Genomic DNA, 19,635 nt, shown 5'->3' with positions numbered 1-19,635 from the left:
TAATGGCGGCAACTCGGGAACTCCTCGTTACGGTACGAACCTATAACAGGCGTGCCGCGACAGCACGGTTCAATCTTCACAGGTTTCAGGGGCGCTCGTGGTTGGCGTCCAGTGTTCACCAGACAAGGATTTCAATGTCTTTCAGCTGTATCGCCATCCCTGCTCAGCGCGCGGCGTTATTGTGGAGCGTCCTGTCATGATACTGGCCGGGGACGTTTTCCCCTGGCGAGAGGGCAATCGTTTCCAGCTGTTGATCGATGGACCGGCTTTCTTCCCGCGCATATTGGCGAGTATCGATGCCGCCGAGCGTCGGGTGGATGTCGAGCTCTATCTCGTCGAAGACGGGCAATGCGCGGATCGGCTGATCGATAGCCTGGTGACGGCCGCCGAGCGTGGAGTACGGGTGCGCTGTCTGTTCGATGGTTTCGGTTGCCTCAAGCTGGGGCAGAAGACCCGACAGCGGCTGACTGACGCCGGAGTCGATCTGCGTCAGTACAACCCGCTGAAACTTCATTTGAAGTTTCGCAACCTGCATCGAGATCATCGCAAGCTGATTCTGATCGATGACGAGCACTGTTTCGTTGGTGGCACCGGAGCCACTGACGAGTTCTGGAACCCCTCAAATCCCGAAGAGCACTGGCACGAAGCAATGGTCGAGATTTCCGGTCCGTTACTGGAGGACTGGCGGCGGCTGTTCGACGTGCAGTGGGCGTTGTGTCTGAAAAGGCGGATATGGCAGCTGCCATTGCCGCAACGAATGCCCAAAGTTCCGGCCAACCCGCCATCGGACGACGGCATGGGGCGAGTCGCCTATTCGGCGGCGCGACAGCATCGCGACATCCTCCACAGCCTGCTGCGCAACATGCGGCACGCGGAGCGTCGGATCTGGCTGGCGACACCTTATTTCCTGCCCACCGGCCGTGTTCGTCGTGAGTTGATGCGCGCCGCGAGACGCGGGGTCGACGTACAACTGTTGCTCACCAGCCGCAACACCGACCATCCCTCGGTTCGCTACGCGGGGCAGCGCTATTACCCACGATTGCTACGTGCCGGCGTGCGGATCCACGAATATCAGCCACACTTCCTTCATCTGAAAATGGTGCTGGTCGACGATTGGGTCAGTGTCGGCTCCTGCAACTTCGATCACTGGAATCTGCGCTGGAACCTGGAAGCCAATCTGGAAGCGGTCGACACTCAGTTCAGCGCTTCAGTGGAGAAGAGCTTCGAGCACGATTTCGCCCGCAGCCTGGAAATCGATATGCAGCAATGGCATTCGCGTCCGCTGAGCCAGCGCCTCTATCAGCGCATGTGGGGTCTGCTCGATAGGCTCATGATCAATATATTCAATCGAAGTGGCTGACGGCGTGGCCGAACCGCCGCAATGTTCTATGACTGGGAGAGTGTTTCGATGGCTGCGAAAAAAATTCTGATGCTGGTTGGCGATTACGTCGAAGACTACGAAACCATGGTGCCGTTCCAGGCGCTGCAGATGGTCGGTCATACGGTGCACGCCGTCTGTCCGGACAAAAAGGCCGGTGACACGGTGCGTACGGCGATTCACGACTTCGAAGGCGATCAGACCTACAGCGAAAAGCCTGGCCATAATTTCGCGCTGAACTTCGATTTCGACGCGGTGCGCGCCGAAGACTACGATGCGCTGGTGGTGCCGGGCGGGCGTTCGCCGGAGTATTTGCGGCTCAACGATCAGGTGCTAAGCCTGGTCAGGGCGTTCAGCGAGGCGCAAAAGCCAATCGCTGCGGTGTGCCATGGCCCGCAGCTGTTGGCGGCTGCCGGGATCCTCGAAGGCCGTGCCTGCAGCGCCTATCCAGCCTGCGCACCGGAAGTGAAGCTGGCTGGGGGCGAGTTCGTCGATATTGGTGTCGACAAGGCGCATACCGACGGCAACCTGGTTACCGCACCGGCATGGCCGGCGCATCCCGAGTGGCTAGCCGCCTTCCTCGAGGTGCTCGGCACACGCATCAGCCTGTAATATGGCGTGCTGTTTACAAGGTCCGCCTCGGCGGGCCTTTTTTGTTGAAGCGTTCTTTCAGGCTCGATAACACCATGACCCAGGCAAAAGATCCTCTCCACGGCGTAACGCTGGAATCCATTCTGGTGAAGCTTCAGGCACATTTCGGGTGGGAGGGGCTGGCCGAGCGGGTCGACATTCGCTGCTTCAAAAGCGACCCCAGCATCAAATCGAGCCTGACCTTCTTGCGCAAGACGCCCTGGGCCAGGGCGAAGGTCGAGGCGTTGTTCGTTCAGCTACGTCGATCTACCGCCTGATTTTTCGTAATGCAGAGTCCTGTAATTCGTCCGATACCGTTTTATTAATCGAAGTCCGGCTCAAGTTAGCCTCCATCCGACCGATTCCTTGTAACAGTTTGATTCGTCATGACTGACGAGTCTGTTTTGTTATCGAATCGCCATCATGGAGATTGGGACGATGAGAAATAACGGGCCGGTAAGCAACACCGAGCGGAGTTTTCCGGCGCATCAGCGACTAATCTCGGCAACCGATACACAGGGCAAGATTCTTTACTGCAACGATGAATTCGTTGCAGTAAGTGGCTATTCCAGGGCCGAGCTGATCGGGAGTGACCATAATCTGGTTCGCCACCCAGACATGCCGCCCGCTGTGTTCGCCGCCATGTGGGGCTATCTGAAGGCAGGCAAGAGCTGGATGGGGGTGGTCAAGAACCGCTGCAAGAATGGCGATTTCTACTGGGTCAGCGCCTATGTCACGCCGATCCTCGACGATGGCAAGCTGACCGGTTTTGAGTCGGTTCGGGTCAAACCTACCGCCGAGCAGGTCGCGCAAGCCACTGGGCTATACGAGCGTCTGCGTAACGGCCAACCGGCGATTTCCTTCGGGCGTCGACTTCAGGGCTGGGCCCGTACCTTGGCGATGCCAATGTGCGTGGCATCGCTTGCAGCGGCAGGAATCTTCTGGCTACCGCCGGCAGTTGAAGTGGTAACCGTGCTGGGTTTGTTCTTCGCGCTTGGGCTCAGTTCCCATTTCGTCGCAGAGCGGAAGCTGCATTCGATACTCCAAAGCGTTCCGCAGGCATTCACCGATCCGGTCGTTGCGCTCACCTACACACAGCAACACGGCAATGCCGCCCGCCTCGAGATGGCGCTGATCAGCGAGGATGCTCGCCTGCGCACCGCACTGACGCGGCTTTCCGATTTGGCTGGGCAGGTCGAACGTGCCTCTGCGGAAACGTCCATGCTGGCCAGCCAGACCGAGAACGACCTTCGCCAGCAGCGTGGTGAAACGGACATGACTGCCACTGCAGTCACCGAGATGACCGCGTCGATCACCGAAGTGGCCGGCCATGTGCAGCAGACAGCCGAGGAAGCCATTACCGCGAATGCGCTCGCGAACGACGGTGATCGAGTCGCTGCCCAGTCGCGCCAGGCGATCGAATCGCTGGCCGGCACCGTTACCAACATCGGCAGCGCGGTGAATGAGCTGGCAGGGGAAACCCAGCAGATCATGTCGGCTGCGGGGATGATCCAGAGCATTGCCGAGCAGACCAACTTGCTGGCGCTGAACGCTGCGATCGAGGCTGCCCGCGCCGGTGAGCAGGGCAGGGGCTTTGCTGTCGTCGCAGACGAGGTGCGGGCGCTGGCCAGCAAGACCCGTGACTCGACGCAGCAGATCCAGGCCATCATTCAGTCGCTGACCAGCAAGGCTGACGGGGCGGTCGCCATCGCCCAGGTCGGCGACCGGGAGGCGGCTCAGGGGCTGGCGCAGGTGGTCAAGGCGCAACAGGCACTGCAAGGAATTCGCGAGGCGGTCAGTCGCATTACCGGCATGAGTCAGCAAATGGCCACCGCCGCCGATGAACAGGCACACGTGGCCGAAGACATCGCGCGGCAGGTCACCAGCATCGCTGTCAGCACCGACGGCAACGTGACCAAGGCTGACCAGACCATGCAGCGCGGCCGCGAATTGGAAGACGCGGCACGGGGACTGCGCGCTCTGGTCGAGCGGTTCAATCGCTGATCAGCACGCGGAAATAAAAAAAGCCCGGCATTGAGCCGGGCTTTTTTGTGGGGGTTGCTTACTGCACTTCGACGGCCAGGCTGTCCGAAATCTTCTTCTGCCAGATCGCCGGCCCGGTGATATGGACCGACTCGCCATTGGTATCGACGGCCACGGTGACCGGCATGTCCTTCACTTCGAACTCGTAGATGGCTTCCATGCCCAGTTCGGCGAAGGCCAGCACCTTGGACTTCTTGATCGCCTGGGCGACCAGATAAGCCGCGCCACCGACGGCCATCAGGTAGACGGCCTTATTGTCCTTGATCGCGTCGATGGCGATCGGGCCGCGCTCGGACTTGCCGATCATGCCCAGTAGGCCAGTACTTTCGAGGATCTGACGGGTGAACTTGTCCATCCGCGTCGCGGTGGTCGGGCCAGCCGGGCCAACCACTTCGTCACCGACCGGATCCACCGGGCCGACGTAGTAGATGAAGCGGCCTTTGAGGTCCACCGGCAGCTCTTCACCCTTGTTCAGCATGTCGACCATGCGCTTGTGCGCGGCGTCGCGGCCGGTGAGCATCTTGCCGTTGAGCAGCACGGTTTCGCCCGGCTTCCAGCTCTGCACTTCTTCCGGGGTGATGGTGTCGAGGTTGACGCGGCGGGCGCTCGGGCCGGCTTCCCAGACGATCTCGGGGTAGGCATCCAGCGGCGGCGGGGTCAGCTCGGCCGGGCCGGAACCATCGAGCACGAAGTGTGCGTGGCGAGTGGCGGCGCAGTTGGGGATCATGCACACCGGCAGCGAGGCGGCGTGGGTCGGGTAGTCCATGATCTTCACGTCGAGCACGGTGGTCAGGCCGCCCAGGCCCTGGGCGCCGATGCCCAGCTGATTGACCTTCTCGAACAGCTCCAGACGCAGCTCTTCAATGCGGTTCTGCGGGCCACGAGCCTTTAGCTCATGGATGTCGATGGACTCCATCAACACTTCCTTGGCCATCACCGCGGCTTTCTCGGCGGTGCCGCCGATGCCGATGCCGAGCATGCCGGGCGGGCACCAGCCTGCGCCCATGGTTGGAACGGTTTTCAGGACCCAGTCGACGATCGAATCGGACGGGTTGAGCATGGCCATCTTCGACTTGTTCTCTGAGCCGCCGCCCTTGGCCGCGACGTCCACTTCCACCTTGTCACCCGGGACGATGGAGTAGTGGATAACGGCGGGTGTGTTGTCTTTGGTGTTCTTGCGGGAACCAGCCGGGTCGGCGAGGATCGAAGCACGCAGGACGTTTTCCGGCAGGTTGTAGGCGCGGCGAACGCCTTCGTTGATCATGTCGTCCAGACTCATGGTGGCGCCATCCCAGCGTACGTCCATGCCCACGCGCACGAACACGGTGACGATGCCGGTATCCTGACAGATCGGCCGGTGGCCGGTTGCGCACATCCGCGAATTGATCAGAATCTGCGCCATGGAGTCGCGCGCTGCCGGCGACTCCTCCCGCAAGTAGGCCTCGTGCATCGCCTGGATGAAATCGACGGGGTGGTAATAGGAAATGAACTGCAAAGCGTCGGCAACGCTTTGTATCAGGTCGTCTTGCTTGATCACGGTCATGCAGCGCGTCCTCTTGGCGGGGCGGAGACAAGGCGCGCGGGGAATTTGGCCAACGCGCTCAGGTTAAAAAATGCGCGGCAGTATAACTCGCTGCGCCGCAGGGTACACAGACGAGCTAAAGGTGAAGGGATGCACATCGAAGCGGGTGTCGGTGAGGCTGTGGGTCAACTGCACACTGACAATAATGCGCCTGTGGTGCTCGGGCAGAAAGCAGTTGGAATGATCGAGCAGAAGGTGGCAGAACTGCCGCACATCGGACGATCGGTAGCTCGTCCTGTCAGAAGAACCGGGGCTTGTAGGCTTTTGCAAGTGGCCAGCGTAAAGTATGTCTAATTGCCATTATGGGAAGGATTCCATGCGCGTGACTCGTGACGAAAGCGAACAGCAGGCGCTGCAGCAGCTGGTCATCAAGCGCTTCGGTATGGCAGCAGGCACCTACGGCCTCGCCTTGCTGCTGACATGGATTACCGTCGCCGGGGGCTTCTATCAAGCGCCGTTAGACACTGCTATTGCGGGCTCTGTGATGATCCTGGTCAGCCAGTTGGGGTTCTTCTGGGTGTTTTCCCGAGGCTACAACCTGCGCTTTCGCGACCCCAGTCTGACCGAGCCGCAGGTGTTGGTTGCGCTGGTGTGGCTGACCTTCTTCCTGTTCAATCTCGGCGATAGTCGCGGCTCTTTGCTGGTGCTCTATGTGCTGGTGCTGATGTTCGCCGTGTTTCTGCCGCCGAAAGTATTCATCCGCTACGCCGTACTGGCGCTCGTCAGTTTCGTCGGCATGTCGCTGTACGATGCATATCTCGATCGTCTCGGCGACTCGCAGGTAGCGCTGCTGGAGGCTGGCGTATTGCTGGTAACGCTCATCTGGATGTGCCTGTTCGTCGGTTACGTCTACAAGCTGCGTCAGCGCATGCGTCAGCGCCGTTTCGCCTTGCAGGCGCACCAGGAAACGCTGCGCGGCATGATGCGGCAACTGGAGGATCTGGCCTCCACGGACGAGCTCACCGGGTTGTACAACCGCCGTCATTTCATTCGGCGGGCCGAGGCGGAGCTGAGTCGATTACGGGCGGGCCATCAGTCCGGCCTCGCATTGATCGACCTCGATCATTTCAAGCGGGTAAACGATCTGCACGGGCACGCCACGGGCGATCGTGTGCTGCAGATGTTCGCCTCGGTAGCGCGTTCGTGCTTGCGCGACGGCGATATCCTGGCCCGCTACGGTGGCGAGGAGTTCGTCCTGCTGTTGCCGCACACCGATGCCGAGCAGTTCAGCGCTTGTTGTGAGCGCCTGCGCGAGGCGTTTGCCAATGCCCAGCCGCTGGACGTGGAGTTACAGGCGGGGCATCTCAGTCTGTCGGTCGGGCTGACGCTGCTCAATGCTGGCGACGATCTGGACGAGTCATTGCAGCGCGCCGACATGGCGCTCTATCGGGCCAAGGCCAACGGGCGTAATCGCTGCGAGGCAAGCTGGGCGGCCGTCGATGCCTGAAATTACCCATGGGGCGCGGTCCTGGACGGTGAGCGAGGGGAAGAACCTGCTCGATGCGCTCAATGATGCTGGCCTGAACGTGCCCTACAGCTGTCGTGCGGGCAGTTGCCACGCCTGTCTGGTGCGCTGCCTGCGGGGTGAGCCAAAGGATGCCCAGCCGGACGCGCTCGATGTCGGTCGGCGTTTACAGGGGTGGAGACTCGCCTGCCAATGCGCCGTCACCGAAGATCTCAGTGTCGCCGTGTACGACCCGGTGCGCGAGGGGCTGGCGGCACGAGTGGAAGGGCTCGATTGGCTCGATGGGCAGGTCCTGCGCCTGCGGCTGCAGGCCGAGCGTCCGCTGCGTTACCGCGCCGGCCAGCACGTGCTGCTGTGGACTGACCGTGGCGTTGCCAGGCCTTATTCATTGGCGAGCGTGCCCGGGGAGGATCCCTGGCTTGAGTTTCACCTCGATTGCCACAATCCGGGTGCCTTCTGCGATTCGGCGCGCGCCCTGAAGATGGGAGACAGCCTGCGCCTTGGTCAGCTGCACGCCGGCGCGCTGCGCTACGAGCCCGAATGGCAGACGCGTCCCCTGTTGATGCTGGCGGCCGGTACCGGGCTCGCACCTCTTTGGGCCCTGTTGCGCGAGGCGCTGCGTCAGGATCATCTCGGGCCGATACGGCTGCTGCATTTCTGTCGAGGTGCGTCCTACCTGCGAGCGTCGTTGGAGCGTCTCGCACAGGGGCATGACAACCTGAGTATCGAGTGGGTCGATTCCGAACAGACGCATGACAGTCTGCAATCCGTACGCGCTACGTCGCGCCAGGAAATCGCACTGCTCTGCGGGGGAAGCGGATTCGTCGAGGACTGCGCCAAGCGCCTGTTTCTCGCGGGACTGCCGCGGGGGCAGGTGCTGAGCGACGCTTTTCTGGTGCGCCACGTCGAGCCTTGAGCAACGACGGCGCATCGCCCCCAAGAGATGGCTAGGGGCGCGTGATCGAAGCACGCCAAGGTATCAGGCCCCCATTGGCCGTCACCTGGCGTGCTTCGAGACCATCAACTCAATGAATCGCCTACACGCAGGATCTTCATGGTGTTGGTGCCGCCGGTGCCGTGATAGGTATCGCCCTTGGTCAGGATCACCCAGTCGCCAACGTTGACGATGTTGCGTTTGAGCAACTCATCCACCGCCGCCTGGCTGACCTTGTCCGCTGGCAGTGCGGCCGGATCGAACGGAATGGTCTGCACACCGCGGAACATGGCGACCCGTGCCTGGGTCTCGCGATGGGGCGAGTATGCAAAGATCGGTACCGACGAGCGGATGCGCGACATGATCAGCGGGGTATAGCCGCTTTCGGTCAGGCTGATGATCGCCTTAACGCCGGGGAAGTGGTTGGCGGTGTACATCGCCGCCAGCGCGGTGCTTTCATCACTGCGCTCGAAGCGCTGGCCGAGACGGTGGCTGGACTTGATGCTGGTCGGATGCTTCTCGGCTCCGACGCAGACGCGTGCCATCGCCTTGATCGCCTCGATCGGGTATTCGCCGGCAGCGCTTTCGGCCGACAGCATGACCGCGTCGGTGTAGTCCAGCACCGCGTTGGCTACATCGGAAACCTCGGCGCGGGTCGGCATCGGGTTCTGGATCATCGACTCCATCATCTGGGTCGCGGTGATGACGACCTTGTTGTTGCGGCGTGCGTGAAGAATGATCTTCTTCTGAATGCCCACCAGTTCGGCGTCGCCGATCTCGACGCCCAGGTCGCCTCGCGCGACCATCACGCCATCGCTGGCACGGATCAAGCCGTCCAGCGCCTCATCATCGGCGACCGCTTCGGCGCGCTCGATCTTGGCGATCAGCCAGGCGCTGGAGCCGGCCTCGTCGCGCAGGCGGCGGGCCAGTTCCATATCGGCGGCATCGCGAGGGAAGGACACGGCGAGGTAGTCCAGATCCATTTCGGCGGCCAGCTTGATGTCGGCTTTGTCCTTGGCGGTCAGCGCCGGCGCAGTCAGCCCGCCTCCCCGACGATTGATGCCTTTGTTGTCCGACAGCGGCCCGCCAATTAGTACAGTGCAATGCAGTTCGTCGGCCGTGGCGTTGTCAACGCGCATGACCACGCGACCATCATCGAGGAGCAATTCATCGCCAACGCTGCAATCTTTGACCAGATCCGGGTAGTCGATGCCCACCACGTCCTGGGTGCCTGCATCGCGAGGGTGGGTGACGGAGAAGCGGAAGTTGTCGCCCTCTGCTAATTCGATACGCTTGCCGGCGAACTTGGCGATGCGGATTTTCGGCCCTTGCAGGTCGCCCAATAGGGCGACGAAGCGACCGTGTTTCGCGGCGATGTCCCGTACCAGCTGCGCCCGGGCGCGGTGCTCATCTGGAGCACCATGAGAGAAATTCAAGCGGGCGACATCGAGGCCCGCCAGGATCATCTTTTCCAGTACATCCGGTGAGCTGCTGGCAGGACCCAGCGTGGCGACGATTTTGGTACGGCGCGAGATCATTCAATGCTCCTTTTTCAGAATGGCCGGGAGGCTACTATGCCGTGCGGCTGTAGTCATTGTTGGCTTGCACTACTCTTTGGCGGCTGCATGCGAGCTGCCGCGACGTGTTCTGGTGCGCCGAGCGGGGCTGTAGTTTTTCTCGCCGCGGTCGATAAGTCGGCAACGGAGGATTCATCCATGCGCACCCTTGTCATACTGTCTCTGATCACTCTCAGCGTAGGCTGCAGCAGCCGAAGTGCACTCGATCGCCATCTGGACAGTGCTTACCAGCACTATCAATCAGGCGATTGCGAGCAGGTAATGCTCGCCCTATCGCAGGCCGAGCGCAGCAGTCGGCCACGCGACAACGTTCAGCCGGAAATATCGCTGCTACGCGGGCAGTGCCTGGAGCGCCAGGGGTTGTTCGTCGATGCGGCGCAAACCTATCGCTTCATTCAGACCCGCTATCCGGCCAGCGAATATGCCTTCCGTGGTCGCGCCAGACTGGAGACGTTGCGTCAGTTGGGGCACTATCAGCCGGAGGAGCGGGTGGTAACTCACGCCGCCAAACCCTGAGCGAAGCCGGTTAGTCGAGACCGGCTGGGAAGGAACCCATGCACATCGCACCGATACTGCTTATAGCGCTGTTGTCATCGCCGTTGGCGGCTGCCGAGATCTACCGCTGGGTCGATTCGCAGGGAAATGTGCATTTCGATGCACGACCGCGTCCCGGTGCCGAACCAGTCGAGGTCAGACCGCAGGTCATCGAGCGCGACGAGGCGACTCGCGAGCGCGAAGCGCGTACCGAGCGCTTCTTCGAGGCTCGTCGGCAAGAGCAGCAGGCTGCTGATCAGGCGGCCAGTGAACAGCATGCCCGGCGCGAGCAGGAATGCCGTCAGCTGCGTCAGCAGCTGTCGCGTCTGTCCCATGGCGGACGCTACTTTCGTGCCGATGCAAAGGAGGGGCGGGTCTACTACAGTGATGAGGAAATAGAGACGGCGCGGCGGCAGTTGGCCAGTCGTATCAGTCGAAATTGCAGCTGAGCGGCCCGAACGGCCGCTGCGATCAAGTTGGCGGCAGGGCCGGAACCGATGAACATGCTTAATCAGCGCAGCATCCAGCGGCACCAGTTGCCGTACTATCTCAACGTTTTCAACCGCTTTACCGATAAGCCATTGGGCTTCATCGGCAACCTGTCGGAGACTGGACTGATGCTCATCAGTCCATATCCGATGATGACCGATGCGTGCTTCGAGATGCGCCTGAAGATCCCCGGCCAGCACGGCCAGCTGCGTTACATCGATTTCAGCGCGATCTGCCGCTGGTCCCGCGAGGATGTCACTCCCGGCAGCTTCGATTCGGGTTTCGTACTGATTACGCCGCCCAGCGAAATTCGCCACATGATCGACGCGCTACATCACTATTTCAGTTTCCGGCCGATGCTGAGCATTCCGCCAGCTCGTCTGCCGCTCAGCGATGTCCCACCCAGCCGGGCCATCGACCAGGATCACTGTCACGGGATCTGAGTGATTCGGCTTGGTTGGGTGATGTTCACGTTTCCCTGCGAAGTCGAATGATGTTCTACAGAACGCCGCCTTTTTTCCACGCCAGGTAGCGGCTGATCAACGCCGGCCCCAGCTCGTGCGGACGCGCATCGAGCACCGGGACGCCGTGCGCCATCAGCCGTTCATGCAACTGATCTCGGGCGTTCAGGTAGTTCAGCGTGCCGCAGTAGCCCAGCGCATCCTGGGCGCTGCTCACTGGTTGATGACGTAGTCCGTCGAGCACCGGCTCGCGCAAGCTCACCACCAAAACCCGGTGCCGGCGCGAGAGCCGGCGGACCGCGCCGAGCAAATCCTCATCATCTTCGTCGCGCAGATTGCTCAGGATCACGACCAGCGCCCGTCGTTTCTGTCGCGTCAGAACCTCCCCGGCGGCTCGCATGAAATCGGCTGGCTGTCTCGTGTTGGTCAAATCGTAGACGCCGTTCAGCAAGGCGTTCAGCTGCAACTGGCCCTTGGCCGGCGCGAGGAAGCGGCGTTGCTCGGTGGCGAAGCTGTAGAGTCCCAGCGCGTCGCCTTGGCGCAAGGCGACATAAGCCAACAGCAGGCTTGCATTGAGCGCGTGGTCGAAATGCGAGAGTGCATCATCCTGGCTGCGCATCCGCCGGCCGCAATCGAGCATCAACAGGATCTGCTGGTCGCGGTCGTCCTGATATTCCCGGGCGATCGGCGTGCGCTTGCGTGCGGTGGCCTTCCAGTCGATCTGCCGCAGAGTATCGCCTTCGCGGAATTCGCGGAGCTGATGGAAATCCATACCCAGCCCGCGGCGCGGCTGCTGCCGCACACCCAGGCGACTCAACCAGCTGTCTACGGCCATCAGCGGTGCGCCGTGCAGTCGAGTGAAGTCGGGGTAGACGCGCGACTGTGACTCCAGCTTCAGCAGCCGGCGTTCGCGCCATAATCCCAGTGGACCGTGCAGGCGGATCTCACATTGATCGAAGTGTACGGGGCCACGGCGTTCCGGGCAGATTCGGTACGCGACCTCGCAATGTTGCCCCGGTACGAGGGTTAGATGTTGTGGCAGGTGCTGAAACGCCATCCCGGCTGGCGGATGGTCGAAGATATCCAGGCGCAAGGGACGAGTCAGCGAGGCGTGAAGCTGTAGCTGCACATCATGCCAACGACCCAGCGCCAGGTGGCCGGGTAGGGTGCGATGCAACGTGGGCGAAGGCAGCCGGTGCAAGGAAACCGCGTCTAGGGCCGAAAGCAGGCCCAGGCACAGCAGCAGTCCCCACCAGGTCGTATTCACCGCGGCGGGCAGGGGATGGCCTAGCGCAGCCAGCACGCCCAGCGGCAGGGCAAGGACAAGCAGCAACACCAGCAGAAAGGTTTGTCGCCGTGATGGGCTCATCGCAACATCCGCGAGCTGGGCTGGATCACAGGCGCGGCGCCGTGACCTGGTCGAGCAATTGCAGCAGCAACTGATCCACCGAAGTCCCCTCGATATCCAGTTCGGGCGAGAGTCTGACACGATGCCGCAGCACCGCGAGTGCGCAGCCCTTGATGTCGTCCGGGGTGACGAACTCCCCGCCGCGTAACAGCGCGCGTGCTCGCGCGCAGCGAACCAGTGCGATCGAGGCGCGTGGTCCCGCGCCCAGCGCCAGACCGGGCCAGTTGCGCGTGGCGCGGGCCAGGCGCACCGCGTAGTCGAGTACTTGCTCGTCGAGTGGCACTTCGCTGGCGATCTTCTGCAAGGCCTGGACATCCTTTGCCTGCAATAGCACGCGCAAGCCGCTGACGTCGAGGATATCGGTACGCGCCGAGCGGGTGACTTGACGGACCAGTTCCAGCTCCTCGTCGGCCATCGGATAGTCCATGCGCAGCATCAGCATGAAGCGGTCCAGCTCGGCTTCAGGCAGCGGGTAGGTGCCTTCCTGCTCGATGGGGTTCTGCGTGGCCATCACCAGGAAGGGTTGCGGCGCCGCCAGCGCGCGACCTTCGAGCGTGACCTGGCGTTCTTGCATGACCTCCAGCAGCGCCGCCTGGGTTTTTGCCGGGGCGCGGTTGATTTCATCGGCGAGCAGCAGGTTGGTGAAGACCGGCCCTTTGCGTAGCTTGAACTGTTCGCTGGCCAGGTCATAGACGGCGTGGCCGGTGATATCGCTTGGCATCAGGTCGGGCGTGAATTGGATACGCGAAAACTCGCCACCGAAGCAACGAGCCAGCGCGCGGACCAGCAAGGTTTTACCGAGCCCCGGCACTCCCTCGACCAGCACGTGGCCGCCGGCTATCAAGGCGGTGAGAACGCCATCGACGATATCCTGCTGACCGATTACGGCCTTGTGCAATTCCTGACGCAGCGCCTGTGCCAGTTGGCTGGCGCGCTGACGCTGGCTGCTTGCGCCAGCAGCGGGGGCATTGTTCTGTTCGCTTGGGATTTCGCTCATAGGGCATTCCTGAGGCTTTGCAGGCGGGCGACCTGGCTGGTGAATTCGGCGGCGCTGACAGGCTTTTCCGCTGGCAGGCGCAAGGCCTGATCGATGGAGTCGGGGGGCAGCTGGCTGAGTTTCGCCAGCACCAGACACTGCTCGGTATAGGGCAGCGCTTCGAATCCCGGATGGCGTCGGCGCGCCTGCCGTTGTATGTCGCGCTGCAAGCCGATCAGCAGATGGCGCTGGCCGGCATGGCGGTAGAGGAAGTCGGCACTGGCGCGCAGATGTTCATGCAGTTGCCGGCGGCTACGGTCGGCCGTCTCGATGATGGAACCCTGTCGTTGGCCCAGATGCCAGGCGGCAAAGATCAGTATCAGCAGCAGGGCGGTCAGCGCTTCGGGGAAATAGCGCAGCAGCTGTCGCAACAAGCCGACGTGCTCGGTGCGATAGGCGAGGGCCACGTCACGATCCTGGGTGAGATACCAGAGCAGCCAAGCATGGTCATACTGCCCGATGCGATCGTTCTGCCAGATCCAGCTGTCGGTGAGCGCGGTGATCAGACCGTTACCGTGCTGCAGCTGCAGCATGTGCGTGGCACCGTCGCTGTTGGCCCAGGCATGAGCCCTCTTGTCGGCATCGTAGAGGTGATAGTCGGTGTCGAAGGCGAAATAGGCCGGTGCGTCTTCGTTCTCCAGATACAGTCGGGTCAGCGTGGAGCGCTTCTCCGTGCTGGCGATCTGTTTGGTGGCTTCGTTGGTCTCGTCATCTGTGGTTTCGTACTGTTGCAAGCCCAGAGTATCGAGAAGCAGATCGCCACTTTTACCGGTGTGCTCGTCCCACAGGCGTTCGGCCACGAACACCAGGTGACCGCCGTCAGAGACCCACTCAAGCAAGCGTGCGGACTGACTCGGTTTCATATCTGCACGGTCGCCCAGCAGTAGCAGGATCCGGTTGTCCGGTTGCAGCTCGAGCAGCCCGCCAAGGCCTTCGGTGTGGGTGACCGCTCTGCCTTGGTCGATGAGAAAACGTTCAGCTGCCAGGTAGGGATTGGCGCGCACCTGCGGCGCAGGGCCTCGCTCAATGACCTCCTGGTAGCGTGTCGCCTTGCTCGCGACGAATAGCAGCAGGGTGACTAGCAGTACGCCCGCGACGGTCAGGCCAATTGTGCGAGCGCGGCTCATGTGGACATCCTTGTGTCGAACAATTCGCGCCAGCGATCGCAGAGCTCGTTTCTGGCGGCGCCTGGCGGGGCCCGGTGACCATAGGCGAGATTCTGCCAGTAGCGGGTCAAGGTCTCGGCATAGCGGACCAGTTCCGGTCGACCGTCCTGGCGCAGCAGATCGAGGATTTCGCCCTCCGTATGAGCGGACTTCAATGGCAGCTTGCGTTCATGCAGCAGTCGGCTGAGAAACGCCCGATAGAGCAACCCGAGCGCTTCGCGCGGCTGCTGGTCCCAGAGTCGGCTGACTTCACCGGCGACATCTGCAGGAATGTTCTCGGGCTGGACATCGAAACCGAACAGCACGGCCGGCGTATCCTGACGCGGCCTTGCAGCGGGAGGGCGAAGTCGCCCGACATGGACTCTCAGCCACTCGCGATAGCGCCAGAGGCAAAGCGCGATCAAACCGAACAGTGTCGCCCAGAGCAGGATTTCGACACCCGTGGCGATGTGTTCCAGGCTTCGCTGCAGGCTGTCGCCGCGCAGTAGTTTGTTGAGCAGGCGTTCCAACCAGCCCGGTTCTGCATGCGTCTGGGGCTCGCCAAAGCGCCAGCGAGTCACGGTCTCGCGGTTTTTGAACGGCGGCTGGTTCAGCAGCTCGCTGATCCGCTCGTTGGCGGCCTGACTGGTCAGTGGCTGGTTGAGCAAGCGTTCGTGTTCGGGGCTCGGCTCGGTCGGTGTCGTTTGTTCACGCTGCGGGGGCGCCGGGGTATCGGCCCGAGCGTCCTCTAGGGGCAAACCCAGCGACAGGCCGATGCTCAGCAGCAGGGCCGGCAATAAGGGCTGCAGACGCTCCTGCAATCGGCGAAAGCTCAGCTCGATATCCCAGGCCTCGAGCATGGTGCGTCGGTTGAGGTAGAGGCTGAAGCCACTGGCAACGTAAATCGGTTCCCAGATGATCAGGATCAGCACGTATAGCAGGTTGGACAGATGCTCAAGCCAGAGCCAGTCGCCTTCCACCTTCAGCAGGTCCTGCCAGGTCCAGTCAGCGAGTAACTGCGGCGGGATCAACATGTAGAGTAAGGCCAGCGCGCCCATCCACAAGCCGCTTTCCAGGTGGATGCCGACAATGGTCAACCAGCGTGCCGCGCCGGTGTCGCGTCGCTTCAAGACGGCCAGGCGATTCCGTCTGGTCGAGCCTGATAACCCTTCGAGCTGCAGCACTGGCAGATCGAAACTGCGGGTCAGGCTGAATCGGCGCCAGGTCAGGCTGGAAAACCATTGCGAGCGTAGCAGGCCAGGCAAGGCTCTGAAGCTGCGGCGCAGGGTCGGGGTATCGCCAAATAGTGACCGAGAAAGAATGAACAGCGGCAGGCGTTCATAGAGCGGTTTAAACCACCAGAACAGCAACAGTGACAGCGTTGGATGTTGCCAGAGCATCAGGCTGAGCAGGGCGAACACCGGCAGGGTCAGCAGCGCCCAGCTGGTCATCAGTAGGCGCGCTTGCCGGCGTGCCAGCAGGATGCCGAGATCCAGCGATTCCCAGGCACTGCGCGGGCGGATCTCCATGGTCGCGTCACTCAGGCGCATGACTGTTCCTGCCGCTCAGCAAGAGATACAGGCCGACCAACAGCCACAGCAGCGCGCCCACGGCATATTTGACCGACGCGGAAGGATAGGTCATCGATGACCAATAGGCTTCGACGAATGCGGCGATCAGCAACAGCAAGGTGGCGCCGGCGACCAGCCGTACCGCCTTGCTGGCGGCCAGCCGCAAGGCTTCCCCGCGGGTAAGGTTGCCGGGGGCGATGAGCGCGCCGCCGAGTTTCAGCCCGGCGCCTCCGGCCAGGGTGAGGGCTGTCAGCTCGAAGGCACCGTGACCGATGACGAATGACCAGAACGGTTGGTGATAACCAACTCCGGTCAGGTGGCCCGCGATCGCGCCGATGGTCAGCCCGTTGAACAACAGGTAGAACAAGCTTCCCAACCCGAACAGAAGCCCTCCGGCAAACGTCTGGAAGGCGATGCCGATATTGTGCATGACGTAGTAGCCGAACATCACCCAGTCTTCGCTGGATCCACGCTCGCCAAAGCGACCGAGGCGGCTGGCATCGGGATCGTACATCGCCTCCATCTGTGCGATCTGCTCAGGACTGATCAGGCTGTAAACCATTTCCGGAAACGCCAGGACCAGTGCCGCCATGCCTAGCAGGCTGATATAGAACAACAGGCTGGCGGCTGCCACGTAGCGCCATTGCTCGCGAACCAACCGGCCGAACCCGCCAAGGATGAAACCGAGCAGACGACCTGCCAGGGGACTTCGGTGACGGTAGAGCTGCTGATGTCCGCGCTGCACCAGCACCTGCAGATTATCGATCGCATGGGTGCTGTAGCCGCGTGCTTGAGCCAGCGCCAGCTGTTGGCAGATGCGTCGATAGGCGGCCGGAAATGCCACGATCGAAACGGATGAAGGCTTCTTGCGGCGCTCGAGGGCATCGAGTGTTTCGCTGAACCCTTGCCATTCGGCTCGGTGAAGGCGCTCGAACTGGCTCTGTTTCATGCTGGCCCCACCAGACCGCGAGCGATGCCGTTTAGGCGCGCCTCGGCCTGCTCGGGGGCTACCTGCAGGGGCGTCGCCAGAATTGCAGCCAGTTCCTGCCGGCGTTCCGGCGACAGATTCGACTGTCGCTCGGCGAAGCCGATCAGCGCGCGCTGTTCGGCCAGTTCCAGCGGGAAGGGTGGTGCAATGGCGTCGACGATCGGAAGCGTCGCTGCGGCTGCGCCGTGCTCGTGGTACACCACCAGCGTTCCGGCGGCCAGATCGCCAAGGCGTTTGAAGGAGGGGTGCCAGAGGCAACTGATCGCCCCCACAAAGTAGCCGAATGGCAGCATGTCGACGAAACGCAGCAGGTTGCGTGTCAGAGACGACGCCCAGCCGATCGGCGTACCGTCATCATGGATCACCTTCAGGCCCAGCCAGCGCTTGCCAGGCGTGCTGCCTTCATTGAGCACTTCGAACAACACCATGTACCACCATTGCACGACGAACAGCAGCAGGGCGCCAGCGCCTATGCCAAACGTGCCTAACGAGCCGAGACCCAGCGCCAGGGTCAGAAATAGCGCGACCCGAATCAGCAGGTCCAGGGCGAACGCCAGAGCGCGAGGCACGAGGCCGGCCGGACGAAGCACGAGATCAATACCCTCCGGCGTTTCGACCCTGTGCGTATTGTCCAGCGGTGCTGTTAGAGCGGAAGGCAATGGTTGTGCTCGACGATCGATCTGGTGGGCTGGTGCGAGGCTGCTGCTCATGGCCGATCAACCGATCGGGCGCGTTGGCCAGGCGATATCGCGGCTATGTAATCATCGAACGTGGTTTTCGGCCAGAACCTGCTCGGCATTTTCAATCGAAATGCCATCATTCATACGCTGTGATCGCCCCGTTGCGCGGACCTGTCGCACAAGGAGTCGGGCGATGCGGCCGGCGGTCGTTCAAGCGCGTTAGACTGGTGTGCAAAGGCCGAGAGGGAGGCTCCCGTGACATCCAGCATCTTCTGGTACGACTTTGAAACCACTGGCATCTCGCCGCGTTGCGACCGACCGCTGCAGGTCGCCGGGATCCGCACCAACGAGGCGTTGGAGGAAATTGGCGAGCCGCTGAATATTTACTGCCGGCTCAGCGACGACATCCTGCCGCACCCGGCCGCTTGCCTGGTGACTGGCATTACTCCGGCCACCCTGACTGAAAAGGGGGTATGCGAAGCGGAGTTCATCGCTCGGCTGCATCAGGAACTGTCACAACCGGGCACCTGTAGCGCTGGCTATAACACCTTGCGTTTCGATGATGAGGTGCTGCGCTACAGCCTGTACCGCAATTTCTTCGATCCCTATGCGCGCGAGTGGCAGGGTGGCAATAGTCGCTGGGATCTCATCGATCTGGTCCGCACCGCTTATGCGTTGCGTCCCGAGGGGCTGGTTTGGCCTGAGGAAGACGGCCGCGTGACGCTCAAGCTGGAGCGTCTCAGTGTCGCCAACGGGCTCGAGCATTTGCAGGCGCACGACGCCCTGTCGGACGTGCGGGCGACCATTGCGCTGGCTCGATTGATACGGGAACGCCAGCCGAGGCTGTATGACTACCTGTACAAACTGCGGCGTAAGAACGCGGTAGTCGAACAGGTCGAGATTTTGAAACCAATGGTGCATGTCTCCGGGCGCTTCTCCGCTGCGCGGCACTATTTGTCCGTGGTGCTGCCACTGGCCTGGCATCCGCGCAATCGCAACGCACTGATCGTCTGCGACCTCAATGCCGAATGCTCGCCGCTATGGGAGGACACGGCCGAAGATCTCCGCGAGCGGCTGTATCCCCGCCGTGAGGATCTCGGTGAGAAGCTGCCGACTCCGTTGAAACTGGTGCACGTCAATCGCTGCCCGGTACTTGTACCGATGAATGTCTTACGCAAGTCGGATATCGAGCGATTGAATCTGGATTTGCAATGTTGCGAGTCCAGGGCAAGCGATCTACGTGGTCGACAAGCAGAATGGAGCGCGAAACTTGCTGACGTCTATCAGGAGCAGGCGTTCACCGGCTTGTCGGATCCGGAACAGCAACTCTATGAAGGCTTTCTGGGTGAGCGAGATCGCCGGTTATGCGAGCAAGTCAGAAGCTTTGTACCCTCATCTGGTTCGAGTGGAGTGCCGTCGTTTGATGATGCCCGTCTACCGGAACTGCATTTTCGTTACCGTGCTCGGAATTTTCCCGAATGCCTTTCGGCTGCGGAACAACTGCAGTGGCAGGAGTTTTGTCGGCAGCGTTTAACCGCGCCCGAGTTTGGCGCGCCAAACACCTTGGATCAATTCGAGAGTTCGCTGCAGGCATTACTGGCTTCAGCCAGTTCGAACCAGATGCAGCTACTGCAGCAATGGGCCGTGCATGCCCGTGGTCTGCGTGAGCGCTACATTCGCTGAGCTTCTTATCAAACGCCCGCAAAAAAGCCAT

18 protein-coding genes are annotated in these 19,635 nt (G+C 61.7%); 10 read left to right on the top strand and 8 right to left on the bottom strand.

All coding sequences use genetic code 11. From position 1 onward, the window contains the following. Positions 1 to 196: 196 nt before the first annotated feature. The 4 genes from MCB86_RS10765 (at position 197) to MCB86_RS10750 (ending at position 4,012) form a co-directional block, all read left to right on the top strand. Complete coding sequence (locus MCB86_RS10765) at positions 197 to 1,360, top strand: phosphatidylserine/phosphatidylglycerophosphate/cardiolipin synthase family protein (RefSeq protein ID WP_045160923.1); 1,164 nt, start codon at positions 197 to 199, stop codon at positions 1,358 to 1,360. Between the two features lie 48 nt (positions 1,361 to 1,408). Then, the gene (locus MCB86_RS10760) at positions 1,409 to 1,990 is read left to right on the top strand and encodes a DJ-1/PfpI family protein (protein ID WP_025240670.1); all 582 of its coding nucleotides are present in this window, start codon (positions 1,409 to 1,411) and stop codon (positions 1,988 to 1,990) included. A gap of 74 nt (positions 1,991 to 2,064) precedes the next feature. Then, entirely contained in the window at positions 2,065 to 2,286 is a 222-nt protein-coding gene (locus MCB86_RS10755) for a VF530 family protein (RefSeq protein ID WP_239610848.1), read from the top strand. 160 nt (positions 2,287 to 2,446) lie between these two features. Next, positions 2,447 to 4,012: a PAS domain-containing methyl-accepting chemotaxis protein gene (locus MCB86_RS10750; protein WP_239610845.1), complete on the top strand. Its 1,566-nt coding sequence runs from the start codon at positions 2,447 to 2,449 to the stop codon at positions 4,010 to 4,012. Between the two features lie 58 nt (positions 4,013 to 4,070). Here the strand turns inward: MCB86_RS10750 and MCB86_RS10745 are convergent, their stop codons facing one another. Next, positions 4,071 to 5,594, bottom strand: a complete 1,524-nt coding sequence (locus MCB86_RS10745) for a fumarate hydratase (protein WP_045160926.1) — start codon at positions 5,592 to 5,594, stop codon at positions 4,071 to 4,073. Positions 5,595 to 5,949: 355 nt separating this feature from the next. On the opposite strand from MCB86_RS10745, the gene MCB86_RS10740 reads away from it, so the two are divergent. Continuing rightward, positions 5,950 to 7,080 carry a GGDEF domain-containing protein gene (locus MCB86_RS10740; RefSeq protein WP_045160927.1) on the top strand — a complete coding sequence of 377 codons (1,131 nt, stop codon included), beginning with the start codon at positions 5,950 to 5,952 and terminating at the stop codon, positions 7,078 to 7,080. Next, positions 7,073 to 8,014: an iron-sulfur-binding ferredoxin reductase gene (locus MCB86_RS10735; protein WP_045160928.1), complete on the top strand. Its 942-nt coding sequence runs from the start codon at positions 7,073 to 7,075 to the stop codon at positions 8,012 to 8,014. Before MCB86_RS10740 ends, MCB86_RS10735 begins: the two co-directional genes overlap by 8 nt. Before the next feature lie 104 nt (positions 8,015 to 8,118). Here the strand turns inward: MCB86_RS10735 and pyk are convergent, their stop codons facing one another. Then, complete coding sequence (pyk, locus tag MCB86_RS10730) at positions 8,119 to 9,570, bottom strand: pyruvate kinase (RefSeq protein WP_045160929.1); 1,452 nt, start codon at positions 9,568 to 9,570, stop codon at positions 8,119 to 8,121. A gap of 177 nt (positions 9,571 to 9,747) precedes the next feature. On the opposite strand from pyk, the gene MCB86_RS10725 reads away from it, so the two are divergent. The 3 genes from MCB86_RS10725 to MCB86_RS10715 are packed head-to-tail and all read left to right on the top strand — an operon-like array spanning position 9,748 to position 11,075. Beyond that, positions 9,748 to 10,125, top strand: coding sequence for a hypothetical protein (locus MCB86_RS10725; protein ID WP_045160930.1), 378 nt, complete (start codon positions 9,748 to 9,750; stop codon positions 10,123 to 10,125). A gap of 44 nt (positions 10,126 to 10,169) precedes the next feature. Then, on the top strand, positions 10,170 to 10,592 hold the full coding sequence (locus MCB86_RS10720) for a DUF4124 domain-containing protein (RefSeq protein ID WP_155397602.1): 423 nt from the start codon (positions 10,170 to 10,172) through the stop codon (positions 10,590 to 10,592). A 48-nt stretch (positions 10,593 to 10,640) separates the two neighbouring features. Further along, positions 10,641 to 11,075, top strand: a complete 435-nt coding sequence (locus MCB86_RS10715; RefSeq protein ID WP_239610843.1) for a PilZ domain-containing protein — start codon at positions 10,641 to 10,643, stop codon at positions 11,073 to 11,075. A 55-nt stretch (positions 11,076 to 11,130) separates the two neighbouring features. Here the strand turns inward: MCB86_RS10715 and MCB86_RS10710 are convergent, their stop codons facing one another. From MCB86_RS10710 to MCB86_RS10685, 6 genes are read right to left on the bottom strand one after another with little or no spacing between them, the layout of a single operon-like run. Continuing rightward, entirely contained in the window at positions 11,131 to 12,462 is a 1,332-nt protein-coding gene (locus tag MCB86_RS10710) for a DUF58 domain-containing protein (RefSeq protein ID WP_239610841.1), read from the bottom strand. A gap of 25 nt (positions 12,463 to 12,487) precedes the next feature. Continuing rightward, on the bottom strand, positions 12,488 to 13,498 hold the full coding sequence (locus tag MCB86_RS10705) for a MoxR family ATPase (RefSeq protein ID WP_045160934.1): 1,011 nt from the start codon (positions 13,496 to 13,498) through the stop codon (positions 12,488 to 12,490). Beyond that, a complete protein-coding gene (locus MCB86_RS10700; protein ID WP_239610839.1) occupies positions 13,495 to 14,664 on the bottom strand; it encodes a DUF4350 domain-containing protein in 1,170 nt (389 codons plus the stop codon). The genes MCB86_RS10705 and MCB86_RS10700 overlap by 4 nt, the downstream gene beginning before the upstream one ends. After that, a complete protein-coding gene (locus MCB86_RS10695; RefSeq protein WP_239610837.1) occupies positions 14,661 to 16,232 on the bottom strand; it encodes a DUF4129 domain-containing protein in 1,572 nt (523 codons plus the stop codon). The genes MCB86_RS10700 and MCB86_RS10695 overlap by 4 nt, the downstream gene beginning before the upstream one ends. Further along, a complete protein-coding gene (locus tag MCB86_RS10690) occupies positions 16,219 to 17,202 on the bottom strand; it encodes a stage II sporulation protein M (RefSeq protein WP_239610835.1) in 984 nt (327 codons plus the stop codon). Before MCB86_RS10690 ends, MCB86_RS10695 begins: the two co-directional genes overlap by 14 nt. Continuing rightward, entirely contained in the window at positions 17,199 to 17,900 is a 702-nt protein-coding gene (locus MCB86_RS10685; protein WP_045161102.1) for an RDD family protein, read from the bottom strand. The genes MCB86_RS10690 and MCB86_RS10685 overlap by 4 nt, the downstream gene beginning before the upstream one ends. A 276-nt stretch (positions 17,901 to 18,176) precedes the next feature. Between MCB86_RS10685 and sbcB the strand changes: the two genes are divergently transcribed. Further along, a complete protein-coding gene (sbcB, locus tag MCB86_RS10680; RefSeq protein ID WP_239610834.1) occupies positions 18,177 to 19,604 on the top strand; it encodes an exodeoxyribonuclease I in 1,428 nt (475 codons plus the stop codon). Positions 19,605 to 19,635 lie beyond the last annotated feature (31 nt).

Origin of the sequence: Pseudomonas sp. KSR10 (genome assembly GCF_022355455.1) — a bacterium.
In the GTDB taxonomy this organism is placed as follows: Bacteria; Pseudomonadota; Gammaproteobacteria; order Pseudomonadales; family Pseudomonadaceae; genus Stutzerimonas; species Stutzerimonas stutzeri_E.
The sequence above is the reverse complement of the archived record's forward strand: the minus strand, read 5'-3'. Positions and strand labels throughout refer to the sequence as shown.

Bases quoted from the DNA above. Each gene is read 5' to 3' on its own strand.
- MCB86_RS10765 (WP_045160923.1), top strand. From the start codon at position 197: ATGATACTGGCCGGGGACGTTTTCCCCTGGCGAGAGGGCAATCGTTTC.
- MCB86_RS10760 (WP_025240670.1), top strand. From the start codon at position 1,409: ATGGCTGCGAAAAAAATTCTGATGCTGGTTGGCGATTACGTCGAAGAC.
- MCB86_RS10755 (WP_239610848.1), top strand. From the start codon at position 2,065: ATGACCCAGGCAAAAGATCCTCTCCACGGCGTAACGCTGGAATCCATT.
- MCB86_RS10750 (WP_239610845.1), top strand. From the start codon at position 2,447: ATGAGAAATAACGGGCCGGTAAGCAACACCGAGCGGAGTTTTCCGGCG.
- MCB86_RS10745 (WP_045160926.1), bottom strand. From the start codon at position 5,594: ATGACCGTGATCAAGCAAGACGACCTGATACAAAGCGTTGCCGACGCT.
- MCB86_RS10740 (WP_045160927.1), top strand. From the start codon at position 5,950: ATGCGCGTGACTCGTGACGAAAGCGAACAGCAGGCGCTGCAGCAGCTG.
- MCB86_RS10735 (WP_045160928.1), top strand. From the start codon at position 7,073: ATGCCTGAAATTACCCATGGGGCGCGGTCCTGGACGGTGAGCGAGGGG.
- pyk (WP_045160929.1), bottom strand. From the start codon at position 9,570: ATGATCTCGCGCCGTACCAAAATCGTCGCCACGCTGGGTCCTGCCAGC.
- MCB86_RS10725 (WP_045160930.1), top strand. From the start codon at position 9,748: ATGCGCACCCTTGTCATACTGTCTCTGATCACTCTCAGCGTAGGCTGC.
- MCB86_RS10715 (WP_239610843.1), top strand. From the start codon at position 10,641: ATGAACATGCTTAATCAGCGCAGCATCCAGCGGCACCAGTTGCCGTAC.
- MCB86_RS10710 (WP_239610841.1), bottom strand. From the start codon at position 12,462: ATGAGCCCATCACGGCGACAAACCTTTCTGCTGGTGTTGCTGCTTGTC.
- MCB86_RS10705 (WP_045160934.1), bottom strand. From the start codon at position 13,498: ATGAGCGAAATCCCAAGCGAACAGAACAATGCCCCCGCTGCTGGCGCA.
- MCB86_RS10700 (WP_239610839.1), bottom strand. From the start codon at position 14,664: ATGAGCCGCGCTCGCACAATTGGCCTGACCGTCGCGGGCGTACTGCTA.
- MCB86_RS10695 (WP_239610837.1), bottom strand. From the start codon at position 16,232: ATGCGCCTGAGTGACGCGACCATGGAGATCCGCCCGCGCAGTGCCTGG.
- MCB86_RS10690 (WP_239610835.1), bottom strand. From the start codon at position 17,202: ATGAAACAGAGCCAGTTCGAGCGCCTTCACCGAGCCGAATGGCAAGGG.